At 46.3% G+C, this 16,086-nt stretch carries 13 protein-coding genes; 7 read left to right on the forward strand and 6 right to left on the reverse strand.

All coding sequences use genetic code 11. From position 1 onward, the window contains the following. Positions 1-107 precede the first annotated feature (107 nt). The 4 genes from QZV86_RS05730 (at position 108) to QZV86_RS05745 (ending at position 4,868) form a co-directional block, all read left to right on the forward strand. Positions 108-950: an HDOD domain-containing protein gene (locus QZV86_RS05730; protein WP_295624910.1), complete on the forward strand. Its 843-nt coding sequence runs from the start codon at positions 108-110 to the stop codon at positions 948-950. A 171-nt stretch (positions 951-1,121) separates the two neighbouring features. After that, the gene (locus QZV86_RS05735) at positions 1,122-2,363 is read left to right on the forward strand and encodes an EAL and HDOD domain-containing protein (RefSeq protein WP_295624912.1); all 1,242 of its coding nucleotides are present in this window, start codon (positions 1,122-1,124) and stop codon (positions 2,361-2,363) included. Between the two features lie 285 nt (positions 2,364-2,648). Further along, the gene (locus QZV86_RS05740) at positions 2,649-3,692 is read left to right on the forward strand and encodes a type IV pilus twitching motility protein PilT (protein WP_295624914.1); all 1,044 of its coding nucleotides are present in this window, start codon (positions 2,649-2,651) and stop codon (positions 3,690-3,692) included. Between the two features lie 39 nt (positions 3,693-3,731). Next, on the forward strand, positions 3,732-4,868 hold the full coding sequence (locus QZV86_RS05745; protein ID WP_295624916.1) for a PilT/PilU family type 4a pilus ATPase: 1,137 nt from the start codon (positions 3,732-3,734) through the stop codon (positions 4,866-4,868). A 270-nt stretch (positions 4,869-5,138) separates the two neighbouring features. Here the strand turns inward: QZV86_RS05745 and QZV86_RS05750 are convergent, their stop codons facing one another. From QZV86_RS05750 to recA, 5 genes are all read right to left on the reverse strand, one after another. After that, a complete protein-coding gene (locus QZV86_RS05750; protein ID WP_295624918.1) occupies positions 5,139-5,867 on the reverse strand; it encodes a hypothetical protein in 729 nt (242 codons plus the stop codon). 204 nt (positions 5,868-6,071) lie between these two features. Then, positions 6,072-8,666: an alanine--tRNA ligase gene (gene alaS, locus QZV86_RS05755; protein ID WP_295624920.1), complete on the reverse strand. Its 2,595-nt coding sequence runs from the start codon at positions 8,664-8,666 to the stop codon at positions 6,072-6,074. Then, on the reverse strand, positions 8,663-9,028 hold the full coding sequence (locus tag QZV86_RS05760) for a hypothetical protein (protein WP_295624921.1): 366 nt from the start codon (positions 9,026-9,028) through the stop codon (positions 8,663-8,665). The genes alaS and QZV86_RS05760 overlap by 4 nt, the downstream gene beginning before the upstream one ends. Further along, complete coding sequence (recX, locus tag QZV86_RS05765; protein ID WP_295624923.1) at positions 9,025-9,483, reverse strand: recombination regulator RecX; 459 nt, start codon at positions 9,481-9,483, stop codon at positions 9,025-9,027. Before recX ends, QZV86_RS05760 begins: the two co-directional genes overlap by 4 nt. Positions 9,484-9,488: 5 nt before the next feature. Then, the gene (gene recA, locus QZV86_RS05770; RefSeq protein ID WP_292921305.1) at positions 9,489-10,523 is read right to left on the reverse strand and encodes a recombinase RecA; all 1,035 of its coding nucleotides are present in this window, start codon (positions 10,521-10,523) and stop codon (positions 9,489-9,491) included. A 219-nt stretch (positions 10,524-10,742) separates the two neighbouring features. Between recA and adk the strand changes: the two genes are divergently transcribed. From adk to QZV86_RS05785, 3 genes are all read left to right on the forward strand, one after another. Beyond that, positions 10,743-11,396 carry an adenylate kinase gene (gene adk, locus QZV86_RS05775; RefSeq protein WP_292921309.1) on the forward strand — a complete coding sequence of 218 codons (654 nt, stop codon included), beginning with the start codon at positions 10,743-10,745 and terminating at the stop codon, positions 11,394-11,396. Between the two features lie 136 nt (positions 11,397-11,532). Continuing rightward, positions 11,533-12,792, forward strand: a complete 1,260-nt coding sequence (locus QZV86_RS05780) for a 6-phosphofructokinase (protein ID WP_295624926.1) — start codon at positions 11,533-11,535, stop codon at positions 12,790-12,792. 225 nt (positions 12,793-13,017) lie between these two features. Further along, entirely contained in the window at positions 13,018-15,075 is a 2,058-nt protein-coding gene (locus QZV86_RS05785) for a sodium-translocating pyrophosphatase (protein ID WP_295624928.1), read from the forward strand. 251 nt (positions 15,076-15,326) lie between these two features. Here the strand turns inward: QZV86_RS05785 and QZV86_RS05790 are convergent, their stop codons facing one another. After that, positions 15,327-15,911, reverse strand: a complete 585-nt coding sequence (locus QZV86_RS05790; RefSeq protein ID WP_295624944.1) for a kinase/pyrophosphorylase — start codon at positions 15,909-15,911, stop codon at positions 15,327-15,329. Positions 15,912-16,086 lie beyond the last annotated feature (175 nt).

The raw sequence follows: 16,086 nt of genomic DNA on the forward strand, positions 1-16,086 counted from the left end.
CTAGCAACAAGAATGGTTACTGCAGCATAGATATCAGAAGCAACCACCATAAAGAATGTACTTGACAAAGTTAAAATTAGCGTTAGCTCAAATTCTCTGAGACTCAAATGGATCCTTGCACAATAGTCACTAACGTTCGGTCTATTTTTTCCTTACCCGATGCTGTGTTTCGCATTAATGATTTAATTGACTCAGGGGAAGCAACAAATACTGAATTAGAACGTATCATCTTAAGTGACCCCGCACTAACAGCAAAACTATTGAAGTTCGCAAACAGTACTTATTTTGGTTTCTCTGGAAAAATTGAAACCGTTATGAAAGCCATCTCGATCATCGGACATAAAGAATTACGCAATCTGGTGATTGCATCATCAGTGACCACAACTTTTAAAGGAATTTCACCTGATCTGGTCAACATGGACATGTTCTGGAATCACAGCATTACGAGTGGTGTAACCGCGCGCTTATTAACGTCAAGCGTTGATAGCCGGGAGCGTTTTTTCATCGCTGGACTGTTACATGATGTTGGACGATTAATTCTTTTTAGTCAATTTCCCAAAGAATCTGCAAAAATATTACATTGCTTGAATCAAGGTGAAGATACTGCAATCCAGGAGGAACGAAAGATTTTTGGTTTCACCAGTGCACAATTGGGTGCCGAACTTTTAAAGCAATGGAAATTACCACTTAACATATGGAAAATGGTCGAATATCAATCTGACCCCATGAAGAATGAAGAATATCAGTCTGATGCCAGCACACTTTGTGCGGCTATAAGTATCGCCAACTATATCCAACCTTGTACTAATCAACCGATAAACCTCGAAGCAGCCATATCAGATCGCGCTCTTAAAACATGGAGTTATCTCGGCTTAACAGCAGAAATTGTAGAATCGGTGATTACCGTAGCTAAATTGCAAGTTATTGAAGTATTCAATGCCATCCATTAACTGACACCTTGAAAGAATATGTTCTCAGTCAACCCGTGCTTTCTCGCGCCTTGCGCTATATATTTCTTTTATTACATAAGCTTGTAATGCCACACAAAAACTCAATTCATTTCAATTCTGGACGATAACTAGGTGCATGCAGGATAACGTGAAGTTATAGAGGAAAATAGGATGGAAGTTTATCTTGGCAGGCTACCGATTCTGGATAGCAAACAAAATTTAGTGGCGTTTGAGCTTTTATTTCGCACCAATCAAAATAACATCGCTGAGGTTACCGATAATTCTGCTGCTTCAGCCAATGTCATCATTGATACCTATGGTCAATTAGGTATTGAGAATGTGATCGGCAAACGGCGCGGCTTTATTAAAGTTGACGCTAAGTTATTGATGAATGATGCAATCTGCATGCTCCCAAAGAAACATGTAGTCCTCGAAATTTTGAGAAGTGTAGAGATTAATGATGAAATCATACAACGCTGTTTATTCTTAAAACAAAAAGGTTATCAGTTGGCGCTTTCGAATGTCGTTCAGCTAGATCAGCGGTTTGAACGCATCATGCCGCTTATTAATATAGTTAAGATTAATATTACTGCACTAAACCACAATAACTTACTCAATCTTATAAAGAATCTAAGGCGCTGGCCGGTGTTATTACTGGCGGAGAAAGTTGAAAGTAAGGAAATCGCCCGAAATTGTATCGCGCTGAACTTTCAAATGCTGCAAGGCTTTTATTTTGCAAAACCAGAAATTATTACTGGAAAACGTATTGATCCCTCGAAGCTATCTCTATTGAAACTATTGCTGTTAGTAGTTAAAGACGGTGAAGTAACTGAAATTGAGAACGAGCTCAAGTTTCAACCCGGCTTAAGCTATAACTTGTTACGCATGGTAAATTCCGCTGCGGGCGGTTTGCCAAGCACGATTAACTCGATTAAACGAGCCATTATGATTATTGGCCGGAAACAGCTTCAACGCTGGATCCAGATATTGCTCTATGCCGCTAAGCAAAGGGATGGTGGCGCGTCGGATGCGTTAATGCAGACAGCCACAGTGCGTGGCAGATTGTTAGAAGCAATTGCCATTGCGGATCGTCCACACGATAAAAATCATCAGGATCGTGCCTTTATGGTAGGCGTTCTATCGTTACTGGATACTTTGCTCGGGATGGAAATGTCCGAGCTTGTTAGTACGCTAAGTATTCAAAAAGATATGGGCGAAGCTCTATTGACACGACGAGGTTATTTGGGGCATCAACTGGAATTAATTGAAGCCCATGAAAAGGGTGAATATGAAACAGTGTCATCAATTTTGTCAGAAATGGGATTTATCAACATGGATGAATTCATCAAGCTGGAATTGGAAGCCACAGCGTGGGCTAATCGAATCAAGGATGCGGTTAATCAATCCACGTAAAAATTATATTTGATCTTGCAATATTGTTGAAAACAGCCATTAGCCAACTTGCCTCAATTTTTTATTTGCTCTGTCCGTTAACAAACGAGCTGGCTACTGATTGATCGCATTAACAGGCAGTTGAAATACGTTTTCAAGGAAGTCTGCACAAAGCAAGAGCGGGCAAAATAGGCTTAGCTCTCAACGTTGCAACAGCAAGGCAGATGGCCTTTCACAACAATTTGTCAGACTGATCAGTTGTAGAACACCCCCATTACATTTTGTATCGTCACAAGAGGACACCTAATGAATATTGTCGAGCTACTCGCCTTTGTGGTTAAAAACAACGCTTCTGATTTACATTTATCTGCGGGCATGTCTCCGATGATCCGGGTGCATGGTGACATCCGTCGCATCAATTTGCCGGAAATGCCTCACAAAGACGTACACGCAATGATATATGACATTATGAATGATGGTCAGCGCAAACTTTACGAAGAGCATCTGGAATGTGATTTCTCTTTTGCGATACCAAATCTCGCTCGTTTCCGAGTGAATGCATTCAATACACAACGCGGCGCTGCAGCAGTCATGCGAACGATTCCATCCAAGGTACTCAGTTTGGAAGATTTACGCGCACCCAAAATTTTTTCTGAAATTGCCAAGCAACCGCGTGGGGTTGTATTAGTAACAGGTCCTACCGGTTCAGGAAAGTCGACTACTCTCGCTGCAATGGTCAATGACATCAATGAGAATGAGTATGGCCATATTCTAACACTTGAAGACCCGATTGAATTTGTGCACGAAAGCAAGAAATGCCTGATAAATCAACGAGAAATAGGTCGAGATACCTTAAGTTTCTCAAATGCGCTGCGCTCCGCTCTGCGTGAAGACCCTGACATTATTCTAGTAGGCGAATTGCGCGACCTTGAAACCATACGATTGGCAATGACCGCAGCTGAAACCGGTCACCTGGTATTTGGAACGCTGCATACCAGCTCGGCGGCCAAAACTATTGACCGTGTAATCGACGTGTTTCCGGCGGAAGAAAAAGAAATGATTCGCGCAATGCTATCGGAATCATTGCGCGCAGTAATTTCTCAGGCGCTGTTAAAAACCAAGGATGGCAAGGGGCGTGTAGCTGCACATGAAATTATGATTGGTACTCCAGCGATTCGAAATTTAATCCGTGAAGGCAAAGTTGCACAAATGTATTCAGCGATACAAACGGGTCAGAATGCAGGTATGCAAACACTGGATCAGAACCTAACCGATCTGGTAAAACGCAATGCCGTCTCAGTCGCAGAAGCCAGGGCACAAGCAATGAATAAAGACAATTTTAGGGTTTAGTCGAGCAATCAAGTGTAATGTATATTTCAGGAGCAACCAATGGATAAAGAACAAGCAGCAAAATTTATGTCGGATTTACTGCGCTTAATGCTGGGCAAGAAAGCCTCGGATCTGTTCATTACAGCTGGATTTCCACCTGCATTCAAAGTCGACGGAAAAATGACCCCGGTTTCTCAACAATCCTTAACCGTACAGCATACCGAAATGTTGGCCAAAGCAATTATGAATGAAAAGCAGGCCGGGGAATTTGAAGCCTCGCAAGAATGTAACTTTGCGATTAGCCCAGCCGGAATCGGACGCTTTCGTGTCAACGCATTTGTTCAACAACAACGCGTTGGCATGGTATTACGTACTATCACCACCAAAATCCCTGAATTTGATGATTTAGCTCTACCGCAAGTGCTTAAGGAAGTTGTGATGAGCAAACGGGGTCTGGTAATTTTTGTCGGCGGAACCGGTTCTGGAAAATCGACATCCATGGCAGCATTGATTGGACATCGCAACAAAAATAGCTATGGCCACATCATCACCATCGAAGATCCGGTGGAGTATGTTCACGAACACATTAACTGCGTCATCACCCAACGCGAAGTAGGAGTCGATACCGAATCATGGGAAGCCGCACTGAAAAACACGCTGCGGCAAGCCCCCGATGTCATATTGATCGGCGAAATCCGTGACCGCGAAACGATGGAACACGCGATTGCGTTTGCCGAAACCGGTCATCTTTGCATGGGAACATTACACGCCAACAGCGCCAACCAGGCACTTGATCGCATCATCAATTTTTTCCCGGAAGAACGCAGAGCACAGTTATTGATGGATTTATCGCTGAATTTGCGCTCATTGGTGGCACAACGATTGATCCCGGCTAAAGATAGCAAAGGAAGGGTTGCGGCTATCGAAGTTCTGCTTAATTCTCCGTTAATTTCGGATTTGATTTTTAAAGGCAATGTGCATGAAATCAAGACCATCATGAAAAGTTCGCGTGAAATGGGCATGCAAACCTTTGATATGGCACTGTTTGAACTCTATGAAGCCGGAAAAATCAGTTATGAAGATGCGCTGCGCAATGCCGACTCAATGAATGAACTGCGCCTGCAAATCAAGCTCGAGGGTGCTGAAGCTAAAACACAGGATATCCATTCGGGCATCTCACATCTGGCCATCACGTAGGAACATATCGCGAAATTCCCGACTCTGAAATCTGCCCCGTTAATCTGAATTCTTCTTTCGCGACCTGACCCCCGTTATTGTGATGAGCCGAGCACTTGTCGCAGCAAACGGGTTGTAATTTGCTTGATGAAGGAAAGAGATCAGCGACGTTCATGCGGTGTATGAAACCCAACATTTGAGGTGAGGGGCCGCAGGCGCGAGGCGGCTTGAGGAAACCTACCACAGCGGTTCCGCAGTTCCTCTTGACCGAGAAATTAGACCCAGCAGGAGTTAACATTTCATGTTCAAACCCAGCGGCCAAAGCGTTGATGAGGCAATTAGCTTTGATTCATACTGACGCGCCTCAGCTTCGCTGATCCCGTAAGCAGATACGTCATGCACGTGTATGACCTTCTGGCCTTGCATTTGCCTGATTGCCTCGTGCAACTTTGTTTTTGACTGTTTCGCCATAGCGCTGTCAATATGCTCCGCCAAGCGTTGTTGCCAAGGGCGCTTTGATATTCCCACATAGCTCATTCCGGTAATTGTCTCAAAGCCTTCGCGAGAGCGAGTGAAAAGGAACAGCCTCATCCTCTCTTCGTCGCTCCCGGATTGCATTGTTGTCGAGTATTCCGTTTCAGTGACAAGAGGACGCTTATAAGTGTGCCTGTAGACAACATACTCGCCGCTCGGAACAAAATGCGAAGAGCAGAAGGCCAGAGGCACGCATACAAGCGTCGCCCCACCAAATATTCTGTGTGAGCTCTCGGCATAAAACGAAATCATACTTGGAGCATTTGGCTTGCTAACAGCCGCTAGGGCGGACAAACCTGTGTCTATATTTTCGTAGCCGACGAGGTGCAGTCCAATGTGAGGAACCCCCTCATCAATAGATCGCTTAATGCCTTCACACAAGCCTTCAAGATTTGGCAAGTTTTTGGCTGTTGTGAGCGCTACGTCCACATCAAAGTGCGGCCCAAAAAAGAACAGCAGGGATTCTGGGTTGAGAAGATGTGGCATAACGAGGGGCGACTAGGTCTAACGTAATATATAAGACATTTTGTCCAATAATCTTGCAGGTAATGTCGTATAACCCAAGCAATTATCAATCATCATATTGTATTTTAGAATAAATAACAGATTGAACAAAACAAACGATACAAATAATTATGACAATGCTGCTAACGAATAAAATCGCTGGATCAATCGAAAATATTGCTATCACTACACGATTCTTCTCTCAACCCAAGTTTTCACCTCCCCAAGCGCCGCAGGCAATTGCTCTGGCTGCGTGCCACCTGCTTGCGCCATATCTGCGCGCCCGCCGCCTTTGCCACCGACTTGCTGCGCCACGAAATTGACCAGTTCACCCGCTTTGATTTGATCCGTGAGATCCGCGCTGACACCGGCGATCAACGTAACTTTGCCATCCGAAACGGTACTGAGCACAATGGCGCAGGTTTTGAGTTTGTCTTTCAGTTGATCCAATGTTTCGCGCAGGGTTTTGGCGTCGGCATTTTCCAGTTTGACCGCCAAGACTTTAACGCCATTAACGTCTTGCGCTTGTAATGCCAGGTCGGCACCTTGCGAACTGGCAAGCTTGGTTTTAAGGCGCGCCAGTTCTCTTTCGGTGTAGCGTACATTGTCGATGATCTGCACAATTTTTTGTGCGACTTCCTGTGGATTGGTTTTTAAAGTCTGCGCGATTTCGAGCAGTTGCGCTTCGCGTTGTTGCACATAATCGATGGCCGCTTTTCCGGTTACCGCTTCGACGCGGCGGATACCGGCAGCGACGCCGGATTCGGCGACAATTTTAAACAAGCCGATTTGGCCCACTTGCGGGACGTGCGTGCCGCCGCATAATTCCGTCGAAAATTCCCCCATGCCGATGACGCGCACCACATCCGAATATTTTTCGCCGAACAATGCCATCGCGCCGCGCTTGATCGCATCGTCGTATTTCATCGTAGCCGCTTCAACGATACAGTTGTCGCGGATCTGTTCATTGACCAGGCGTTCGGTTTCCCGAATCTCATCTGCCGTGAGCGGCACATTATGAGAAAAATCAAAGCGCGTCCGGTTAGCGTCAACCAGCGAGCCTTTTTGCGTCACATGCTTACCCAGCACTTCACGCAGTGCAGCATGCAACAAATGGGTAGCGGAGTGGTTATTGGCGATGCTGATGCGGTTTTGCGCATTGACTTGCGCTTGCACGGTATCCTTGATCATCAGGCGTCCGCTATGCAATCTTCCTTTATGTCCAAACACACCGGCCTGGATTTTTTGCGTATCAGTCACCGCAAAATTGGCATTGGCGGCAAGCAACTCGCCGCAATCGCCGACCTGACCACCCGATTCGGCGTAAAAAGGCGTTTGATCCAGAACCACGACCCCCTCCTCACCAGCTTCAATGAAATCCACCGCACTACCCTGCTTGTAGATCGCTAATACTTGTCCTTCATGCTGCAGAGTTTCGTAACCATAGAACGTGGTTTGACCGCCCGAATACTCAATCCCTTCTTGCATAGTGAATTTGTTGGCGGCACGCGCTTGCTCACGTTGACGCGCCATGGCTTGTTCGAATCCTGCGTGGTCAACGGTAATACCGCGTTCGCGAGCGATATCGGCAGTCAGATCAATCGGAAAACCAAAGGTATCGTAGAGCCGGAAAGCAGTTTCGCCATCCAACACTTGAATCTTCTGGCCGAGCGCAGTTTCCAGAATTTGCATGCCGTTTTCCAGGGTCTCAGAAAAACGCTCTTCTTCCTGCAACAATACCGCGGCCACACGTGCTTTGGCGGCAGTTAGTTCAGGATAGGCTTGTCCCATCACTCGATCTAAATCTTCCACCAGGTGATGAAAGAAAGGTTGTTTCTGTCCTAACTTGTAACCATGGCGGATGGCGCGGCGAATAATGCGGCGCAATACATAGCCGCGGCCTTCACTGCCTGGGATGACACCGTCGGTAATCAAAAACGAACAGGCACGGATGTGATCGCCGATAACCTTTAACGAATTGTCGGCAAGATCCTTCGTATTGGTCACGCGCGCAGCCGCTTTGATCAGGCTTTGAAACAGATCAATGTCGTAATTGCTATGAACATGCTGCATCACGGCAGAGATACGCTCCAGACCCATGCCGGTATCGACCGACGGTTTCGGCAGCGGGTGCAATACTCCGGCGCTGTCGCGGTTGTATTGCATGAAAACCAGATTCCAGATCTCGATGTAGCGATCACCGTCGGCATCGGCAGAGCCGGGCGGCCCGCCTTTGACATCAGGACCATGATCATAAAAAATTTCGGAACAAGGCCCGCACGGCCCGGTATCCCCCATTTGCCAGAAATTATCCGTGGTGGCAATCCGCACCACGCGAGATGGTTCAACACCGACTTCATTCAACCAGATATCAGCCGCCTCATCATCCTCGGCGTACACAGTAACCCATAATTTCTCGCGCGGAATCTCAAGAGTATCCGTAAGAAAATCCCAGGCAAATAAAATAGCGTTGCGCTTGAAATAATCGCCAAAACTAAAGTTACCGAGCATTTCGAAGAAAGTATGATGCCTTGCCGTATAACCGACATTTTCCAGATCGTTATGCTTGCCACCGGCACGAACGCAGCGCTGTGAGCTAACAGCACGCACATAAGGGCGCTTATCCTGACCGAGGAAAACATCTTTGAATTGCACCATGCCCGCATTGGTGAACAAAAGTGTCGGATCATTGCCCGGCACTAACGGGCTGGACGAGACGATGGCATGGCCGTAAGATTCAAAAAATTCGAGAAATTTCTGTCGTATCTGGTTGCTTTTCATATTGCTTGCTGCTGCTCGTATCGTTCTAGTTCAGTCACTGTCAAACCCACTGCTTCGCCTTTGACGATAGCCAAGGTTTGGACTTTAACCCGGATAGTGATTTCTTCGTTCATTTTCGGCAAATCGAATTCGGTTAGCACCGTAATTTCCCCGCTGCTATCTTCCAGCACATACATCTTTAGATTAACCAAGGGCAAGCGCGTGGGATCCTTGGGAATGCCTTTTAATGTAATTTCTTTCCCATCAAAATTAGCCGGCGCGGCATTAATTTCCTGAATCAGTGTGATCCCACCTGCATGCACTTGAAAACCAATTAACAAAATCATCCAAAAAAAGATTATTTTTTCCCAATATTTCTTCATGTGCTTTCCTCGTCTGCTTGTGCGAGAACTTGTTGTATTGTTTCCATGGAAAAGCCTCTATTCATCATAAACCACACCTGTTTCCCGCGCTCTTCCTTGGAAACAGACGGATGATCGAATTTCTTACGCCAGATGTTTAACGCGGCCTCCAACTCGGTTTGCTTGAGTGTCGGCAGAATATTGTCTATCAAATGGGAATCTATTCCTTTTGCCTTGAGTTCATGAACGATTCGATGACTTCCGAAGCGTGCTCTACGGGTACGCGCAATCTGTTCCACCGCGCGTTGCTCGGACAGAAAACCCTTCTGCTCTAGCTTATCCAACACACTTGCAAGCACTCCCGTTTCGCAGGATTCTGCATGCACAGAAAGTTTTTGCTCCAACTCCCGCCGCGAATGCTCACGTCGGGCAAGCATGCGCAGTGCGCGAGTTTCCAAAGGAGTAAGGGGGCTCACAAAACTTATTTCTCTTTCTCAGTTTTTTCTTTCACGGGATTGGCTTGATCAGCAATGCCAACAATCGATCGAATTTTTTGTTCAATTTCTTGTGCGATATCCTTATGTTCTTTCAGGTAATCACGCACATTATCTTTACCTTGCCCGATTTTCTCACCTTTATAGGCATACCAAGCCCCCGCTTTGTCGATCAGTTTATGCAGTACGCCCAGTTCGATAATTTCACTTTCCCGCGAAATGCCTTCGCCATAAAGAATATCAAAATCCGCTTGTTTGAAAGGTGGTGCAATTTTATTTTTGACCACTTTCACACGGGTTTCATTGCCGATGGTTTCGTCACCTTTCTTGATCGCCCCGGTGCGACGGATATCCAAACGTACTGAAGCATAAAATTTTAGCGCATTACCGCCCGTGGTAGTTTCAGGATTGCCGAACATGACACCGATTTTCATACGAATCTGGTTAATAAAAATAACCATCGTATTGCTGCGCTTGATGTTGGCAGTTAACTTGCGAAGTGCCTGCGACATCAGCCGTGCTTGCAGACCCATTTGCGGATCACCCATGTCGCCTTCGATTTCCGCCCGCGGCGTAAGGGCTGCGACGGAATCTATTACGATGATATCGACTGAACTGGAGCGCACCAGCATATCGGCAATCTCCAACGCCTGCTCACCATTATCCGGTTGAGAGATCAACAGCTCTTTTACATTGACGCCAATTTTTTGCGCGTACTGGGGATCCAATGCGTGCTCCGCATCAATAAAGGCAGCGGTGCCGCCTAGTTTTTGCATTTCGGCGATAACTTGGAGCGTTAATGTCGTTTTGCCCGAAGATTCGGGCCCATAAATTTCGACAATCCGCCCGCGAGGCAACCCCCCTACTCCCAGTGCAATATCAAGACCTAGCGAACCGGTTGATACGACTTGTATATCATAAGCGACATCGTTAGCGCCCAACCGCATGATAGAACCCTTACCAAACTGTTTCTCGATTTGAGCCAGGGCAACGTCAAGCGCTTTACTTCTATTTTCGTCCATGATTTATCCTGTTAAGAGTCAATTGGATTATTATCGCATAACCTATTTAGTATCAACGTAACTTGTTATGGCCGATTGTTTAACTTTTAAAAATTAACATAGTAAAATACTCGAGCATCCTGCTTGCCTGCGATATAATTACTGTCCAATGCTGTTGGAGCGCCAGAAAAAAGGTCGCTGCACTCAATAATATTAATCGGTAACAAAGGGAGAATAGCTATCCGAGTCATTTTGTTAGGCGGCCCTGGTGCCGGAAAAGGCACTCAAGCCAATTATATTAAGGAACATTTTGGTGTTCCACAAATTTCTACAGGTGATATGTTGCGCAGTGCTGTGAAAGCAGGCACTGAATTGGGTGTCATGGCAAAAAAAATCATGGATACCGGCGGATTGGTTTCTGATGACATTATCATCAATTTAGTCAAAGAACGTATCACGCAGCCAGATTGTGCAAATGGCTTCCTGTTTGACGGTTTCCCGCGCACGATTCCACAAGCTGACGCCATGAAAGCCGCAGGTGTGCCGATTGATTTTGTGGTTGAGATTGATGTTGACGATGCTGAAATCGTTAAACGCATGTCGGGTCGGAGGGTACATCCCGCTTCTGGCCGCACTTATCATGTGGACTTTAATCCACCCAAATCGACTGGCCAAGATGATGTGACGGGCGAACCATTGATACAACGCGATGATGATAAAGAAGAAACGGTCAGGAAACGACTGGAAGTCTATCACGAGCAAACAGAACCATTGGTTGAGTATTATTCACAGTGGTCGGCACAGGGCGGAAAAGATGCACCGCGCTATATCAAAATAGCCGGGATAGGTACAGTTGAAGAAATACGTGATCAGATTATCGCAGCACTCAAATAAATTTATTCATACTCATCGATTCATTTGCGTAACAGATTTAAACCGCAAAACTCAGGATGCGAGAAATGGCACCTGAGTTTTTGTGTGTAACGATTTAGTGATACTTGCTTACGATTTAATCAATTAGGAGAAAGATATGGCAATTAAAAATGCATTTTATGCCCAATCCGGCGGGGTGACAGCGGTCATTAACGCCTCTGCCGCAGGTGTTCTGGAAACAGCACGCCAGCATACTGACAAAATCGGCACTGTTTACGCAGGCCGCAACGGCATTATCGGCGCATTAACCGAAGATCTCATTGATACCAGCGCCGATTCAGCCGCAGCCATTGCCGGGTTGCGCTATACTCCGTCAGGCGCATTTGGTTCTTGCCGCTATAAATTGAAGAGCCTGGAACAAAACCGGCGCGAATACGAGCGCTTGATCGAGGTGTTCAAAGCTCATAATATCGGTTACTTTTTCTACAACGGCGGCGGTGATTCGGCAGATACCTGCTTGAAGGTCTCGCAGATATCAGACACGCTGGGTTATCCAATTCAAGCGATTCATGTGCCTAAAACCGTTGATAACGATTTGCCGATCACGGATTGCTGCCCGGGTTTTGGTTCAGTAGCCAAATATATTGCAGTTTCTACGCGCGAAGCCAGTTTTGATGTGGCCAGCATGTCTAAGACTTCAACTAAAGTTTTTGTGCTTGAAGTAATGGGACGCCATGCCGGATGGATCGCGGCGGCGGGTGGCTTGGCATCCAGTCCTAGGTGTGAAATCCCGATCGTGATTCTGTTTCCGGAAGTATCTTTCAATAAGGAAAAATTTCTTGCCACAGTGGATCGCTATGTCAAGGAGTACGGCTATTGTTCAGTGGTGGTCTCAGAAGGCGTCAAAGGAGACGATGGTAACTTCTTGTCTGATCAAGGTCTGCGTGATGCGTTCGGGCATGCGCAACTAGGCGGAGTTGCTCCGGTAGTGGCCAATATCATCAAAGATGGTCTGGGTCTGAAATATCACTGGGGGGTTGCAGATTATCTGCAGCGCGCAGCGCGTCACATTGCTTCCAAAACCGACGTTGAACAAGCCTACGCCATGGGCAAAGCAGCCGTGGACTATGCCCTGGCAGGACACAATTCAGTGATGCCAACCATCGTGCGTGAATCCAGCTCGCCGTATAAGTGGTCGGTCGGTATGGCACAGTTATCCAATGTTGCAAATGTAGAAAAAATGATGCCGGATAATTTTATCAGCGAAGATGGATTTGGTATTACCCAAGCTTGCCGAGAATACTTGGCGCCACTCATTGAAGGCGAGGATTACCCGCCCTATAAAGATGGCTTGCCAGACTATGTAAGACTCAAAAATGTTGCGGTTCCAAAGAAACTGGATGAATTCAAAATTTAGCTGCATGTAAGATTTAGATTGCTTGAGGTGTTGTATGGAAGCCAAACAATATGATTTCAGTCACCTAGCAATCTAAATTTGACAAATAATTGGTGCATTCAGCAAGCAAGAACAGATAAAATACACCCTGATCTTAGATTTAGAACAAGTGTTTAATAATGTGGAATTAATTAGGCCAATATTTCACATGTGATTTTTATGGTCTGACTTTAATTGGAGTTCTCTATGGCTAGTGGTTTAGTTATCGCAATTCTTAGTGCGATTATAGCCCTGATATTCAGTGGCATATGGATTAAGGGTATTTTTGCTCAATCTACAGGCAACCAGCGTATGCAAGAAATTGCAAAAGCTATTCAAGAGGGCGCCTCCGCATACCTAAAACGGCAGTACATGACGATCGGTATGGTGGGTGGCGTGCTGTTCCTTGCCCTCTGGATTGCGCTCGGGTGGGATACGGCTATTGGTTTCGCTCTAGGGGCCATTCTTTCGGGTGCCGCAGGGTTTCTGGGGATGACGGTTTCAGTCCAGTCAAATGTTCGTACTGCCCAGGCAGCAACCATCGGATTGAATGAAGCGCTTGCAATTGCTTTCCGAGGCGGCGCAGTCACTGGAATGCTGGTTGTTGGTTTAGGCCTGCTAGGTGTTGCTGGATACTCCGCTATGTTGTTTGATGGCGCTGATCCCAATCAGTCTGTCAGCGATATCATCAAGCCTCTGATTGGTTTTGCATTCGGCGGATCGCTGATCTCCATTTTCGCTCGTTTAGGTGGCGGCATATTCACCAAGGGTGCGGATGTTGGCGCGGATCTGGTCGGGAAAGTCGAAGCCGGAATCCCTGAAGATGATCCGCGCAATCCAGCCGTCATTGCCGATAATGTGGGCGATAACGTGGGTGACTGTGCCGGTATGGCTGCGGATTTGTTCGAAACCTACGCAGTTACCATTATTGCAACCATGATATTGGGCGCATTATTGTTTACTGCAAATGCACTTAGTGCGGTTATATTTCCGCTAATGCTCGGTGCGGTATCGATTATCGCTTCGATTGTCGGTTGTTATTACGTCAAAATGCGTGATGGCGGCACCATTATGAATGCGCTTTATCGCGGCCTGGCTGTTGCAGGTGGTATTGCTCTATTAGCGTATTTGCCGGTAACTGTTTGGTTTATGAGCGACATGTCACTGATCGTGGATGGCACAGAGATTGCAGGCGGCATGCTGATTCTGCGTGTATTCCTAGCTGCTGCAATTGGCCTAGTGTTGACCGGACTGATGGTTGTAATTACCGAATACTATACTTCGACCGATTATCCGCCGGTTCAACATATTGCTGAAGCATCCACCACCGGACATGCCACCAATATTATTGCCGGCATGGGCGTTTCAATGCGCTCAACCGCAGCGCCGGTTCTGGCTGTTTGTATCAGTATTTTGCTGGCGTACGCACTGGCTGGCTTGTACGGTATTGCGATCGCCGCAACATCCATGTTATCGATGACCGGTATTATTGTGGCACTGGACGCATACGGCCCGATCACTGATAACGCAGGCGGTATTGCGGAAATGTCAGAAATGCCAGATTCAGTGCGTGCTATCACCGATCCTTTAGATGCAGTTGGCAATACGACTAAAGCGGTTACCAAAGGTTACGCGATTGGCTCAGCAGGTTTAGCGGCATTAGTACTATTTGCCGACTACACCCATGCCCTGGAACATGCCGGGTTTGAATTATCCTTCGATTTATCCAATCACATGGTGATTATCGGTTTGTTTATCGGCGGTATGATCCCTTACTTGTTTGGTGCCATGTCGATGGAAGCTGTCGGACGTGCCGCCGGATCGGTGGTGATCGAAGTTCGTCGTCAATTCAAAGAAATTCCGGGCATCATGGAAGGCACAGCCAAGCCAGATTATTCGCGTGCCGTGGATATGCTGACCAAATCGGCAATCAAGGAAATGATGATTCCTTCATTATTACCTGTGCTGATTCCTTTGTTGGTCGGTGTGATCCTGGGACCGCAAGCCCTAGGTGGCGTGTTGATGGGTTCAATCGTAACTGGTTTGTTCGTGGCGATTTCGATGACAACCGGTGGTGGTGCTTGGGATAATGCCAAGAAACATATTGAAGACGGACATTTTGGTGGCAAAGGCAGCGAAGCCCACAAAGCCTCAGTAACAGGGGATACCGTAGGCGATCCTTATAAGGACACAGCTGGCCCTGCAATTAATCCATTGATCAAAATCATCAACATTGTGGCATTGCTGATCATTCCTCTGCTATAAAGATCATTGATTGATTAATCAACTAAAGCACATCGGGCAACTGATGTGCTTTTTTTATGAGGAGATGTAAATTTACTTTGTGCCCGAGACAAACACGGATGATCTGATTTTAACAAGAAATCTAGTTATAGAAATGTACAGGATTGTTGTACCAGAAACTTTATAAAACCTTTCTCTCAAATTCTATCAATCGGTATCAAATCACCTATCGGTGCATAACTGTCTGGGTCATGCCGGGCTTTAAGATTTAATCATCCATACAACTGCCTCCTCAATCCACATCTATTCAATATAATGGCACTGATTTCCTCAATCGAAATGCGCGTGGTCTCCAAATAAGGAATATCGAATTGATGAAACAGCAATTCCTGCCATTGTAATTCTCGCTGACACTGCGCGAGCGATGCATATTCGCTGTTTGGACGGCGTTGCTGGCGAATGAAATGCAATTGCGCTGGGGTTAGTGTTAAACCAAACAATTTTTTTCTGACATTTTCCAATACCTTCGGGATCTGCTGTATCGTCATGTCATCCGGGGTTAGCGGATAATTCGCGGCAGCGATACCATACTGCAACCCTAAGTAAAGACAAGTCGGTGTTTTACCGGAACGTGAAACGCCGATCAGGATAATATCGGCTTCGTCAAGATGCTTGGGGTTGACGCCATCATCATGCGCCAGCACATAATTAACTGCGGCAATGCGCTTGAAATACGACAGTTGATCCTGACCGTGGGAACGCCCTGCCATACGCGCAAAAGGCTGCTCCAATTCTTCTTCAATCGAATGAATGAAGGTCTCAAAAAAGTCATAAATACGGCAATTCGCCTGTTTGATAACTTTGAGGTATGCTTATTTTCATGGAGTCCGAAGTTTCATAAAATGAAGACATGAAATGGAGGATGGAGATGGAATTACCCCGCGCACAATATAGCCAGGAATTTAGGGAGCAATCAGTTAAGGAAACGCTGATCTATTCGATCACATCGAATAGACATGCAGAGGTTTGATA

Source organism: uncultured Nitrosomonas sp., from assembly GCF_902826915.1.
Lineage (GTDB): Bacteria > Pseudomonadota > Gammaproteobacteria > Burkholderiales > Nitrosomonadaceae > Nitrosomonas.

Coding starts and splice junctions, on each gene's coding strand:
- QZV86_RS05730 (WP_295624910.1), top strand. CDS start 108: ATGGATCCTTGCACAATAGTCACTAACGTTCGGTCTATTTTTTCCTTA.
- QZV86_RS05735 (WP_295624912.1), top strand. CDS start 1,122: ATGGAAGTTTATCTTGGCAGGCTACCGATTCTGGATAGCAAACAAAAT.
- QZV86_RS05740 (WP_295624914.1), top strand. CDS start 2,649: ATGAATATTGTCGAGCTACTCGCCTTTGTGGTTAAAAACAACGCTTCT.
- QZV86_RS05745 (WP_295624916.1), top strand. CDS start 3,732: ATGGATAAAGAACAAGCAGCAAAATTTATGTCGGATTTACTGCGCTTA.
- QZV86_RS05750 (WP_295624918.1), bottom strand. CDS start 5,867: ATGCCACATCTTCTCAACCCAGAATCCCTGCTGTTCTTTTTTGGGCCG.
- alaS (WP_295624920.1), bottom strand. CDS start 8,666: ATGAAAAGCAACCAGATACGACAGAAATTTCTCGAATTTTTTGAATCT.
- QZV86_RS05760 (WP_295624921.1), bottom strand. CDS start 9,028: ATGAAGAAATATTGGGAAAAAATAATCTTTTTTTGGATGATTTTGTTA.
- recA (WP_292921305.1), bottom strand. CDS start 10,523: ATGGACGAAAATAGAAGTAAAGCGCTTGACGTTGCCCTGGCTCAAATC.
- QZV86_RS05780 (WP_295624926.1), top strand. CDS start 11,533: ATGGCAATTAAAAATGCATTTTATGCCCAATCCGGCGGGGTGACAGCG.
- QZV86_RS05785 (WP_295624928.1), top strand. CDS start 13,018: ATGGCTAGTGGTTTAGTTATCGCAATTCTTAGTGCGATTATAGCCCTG.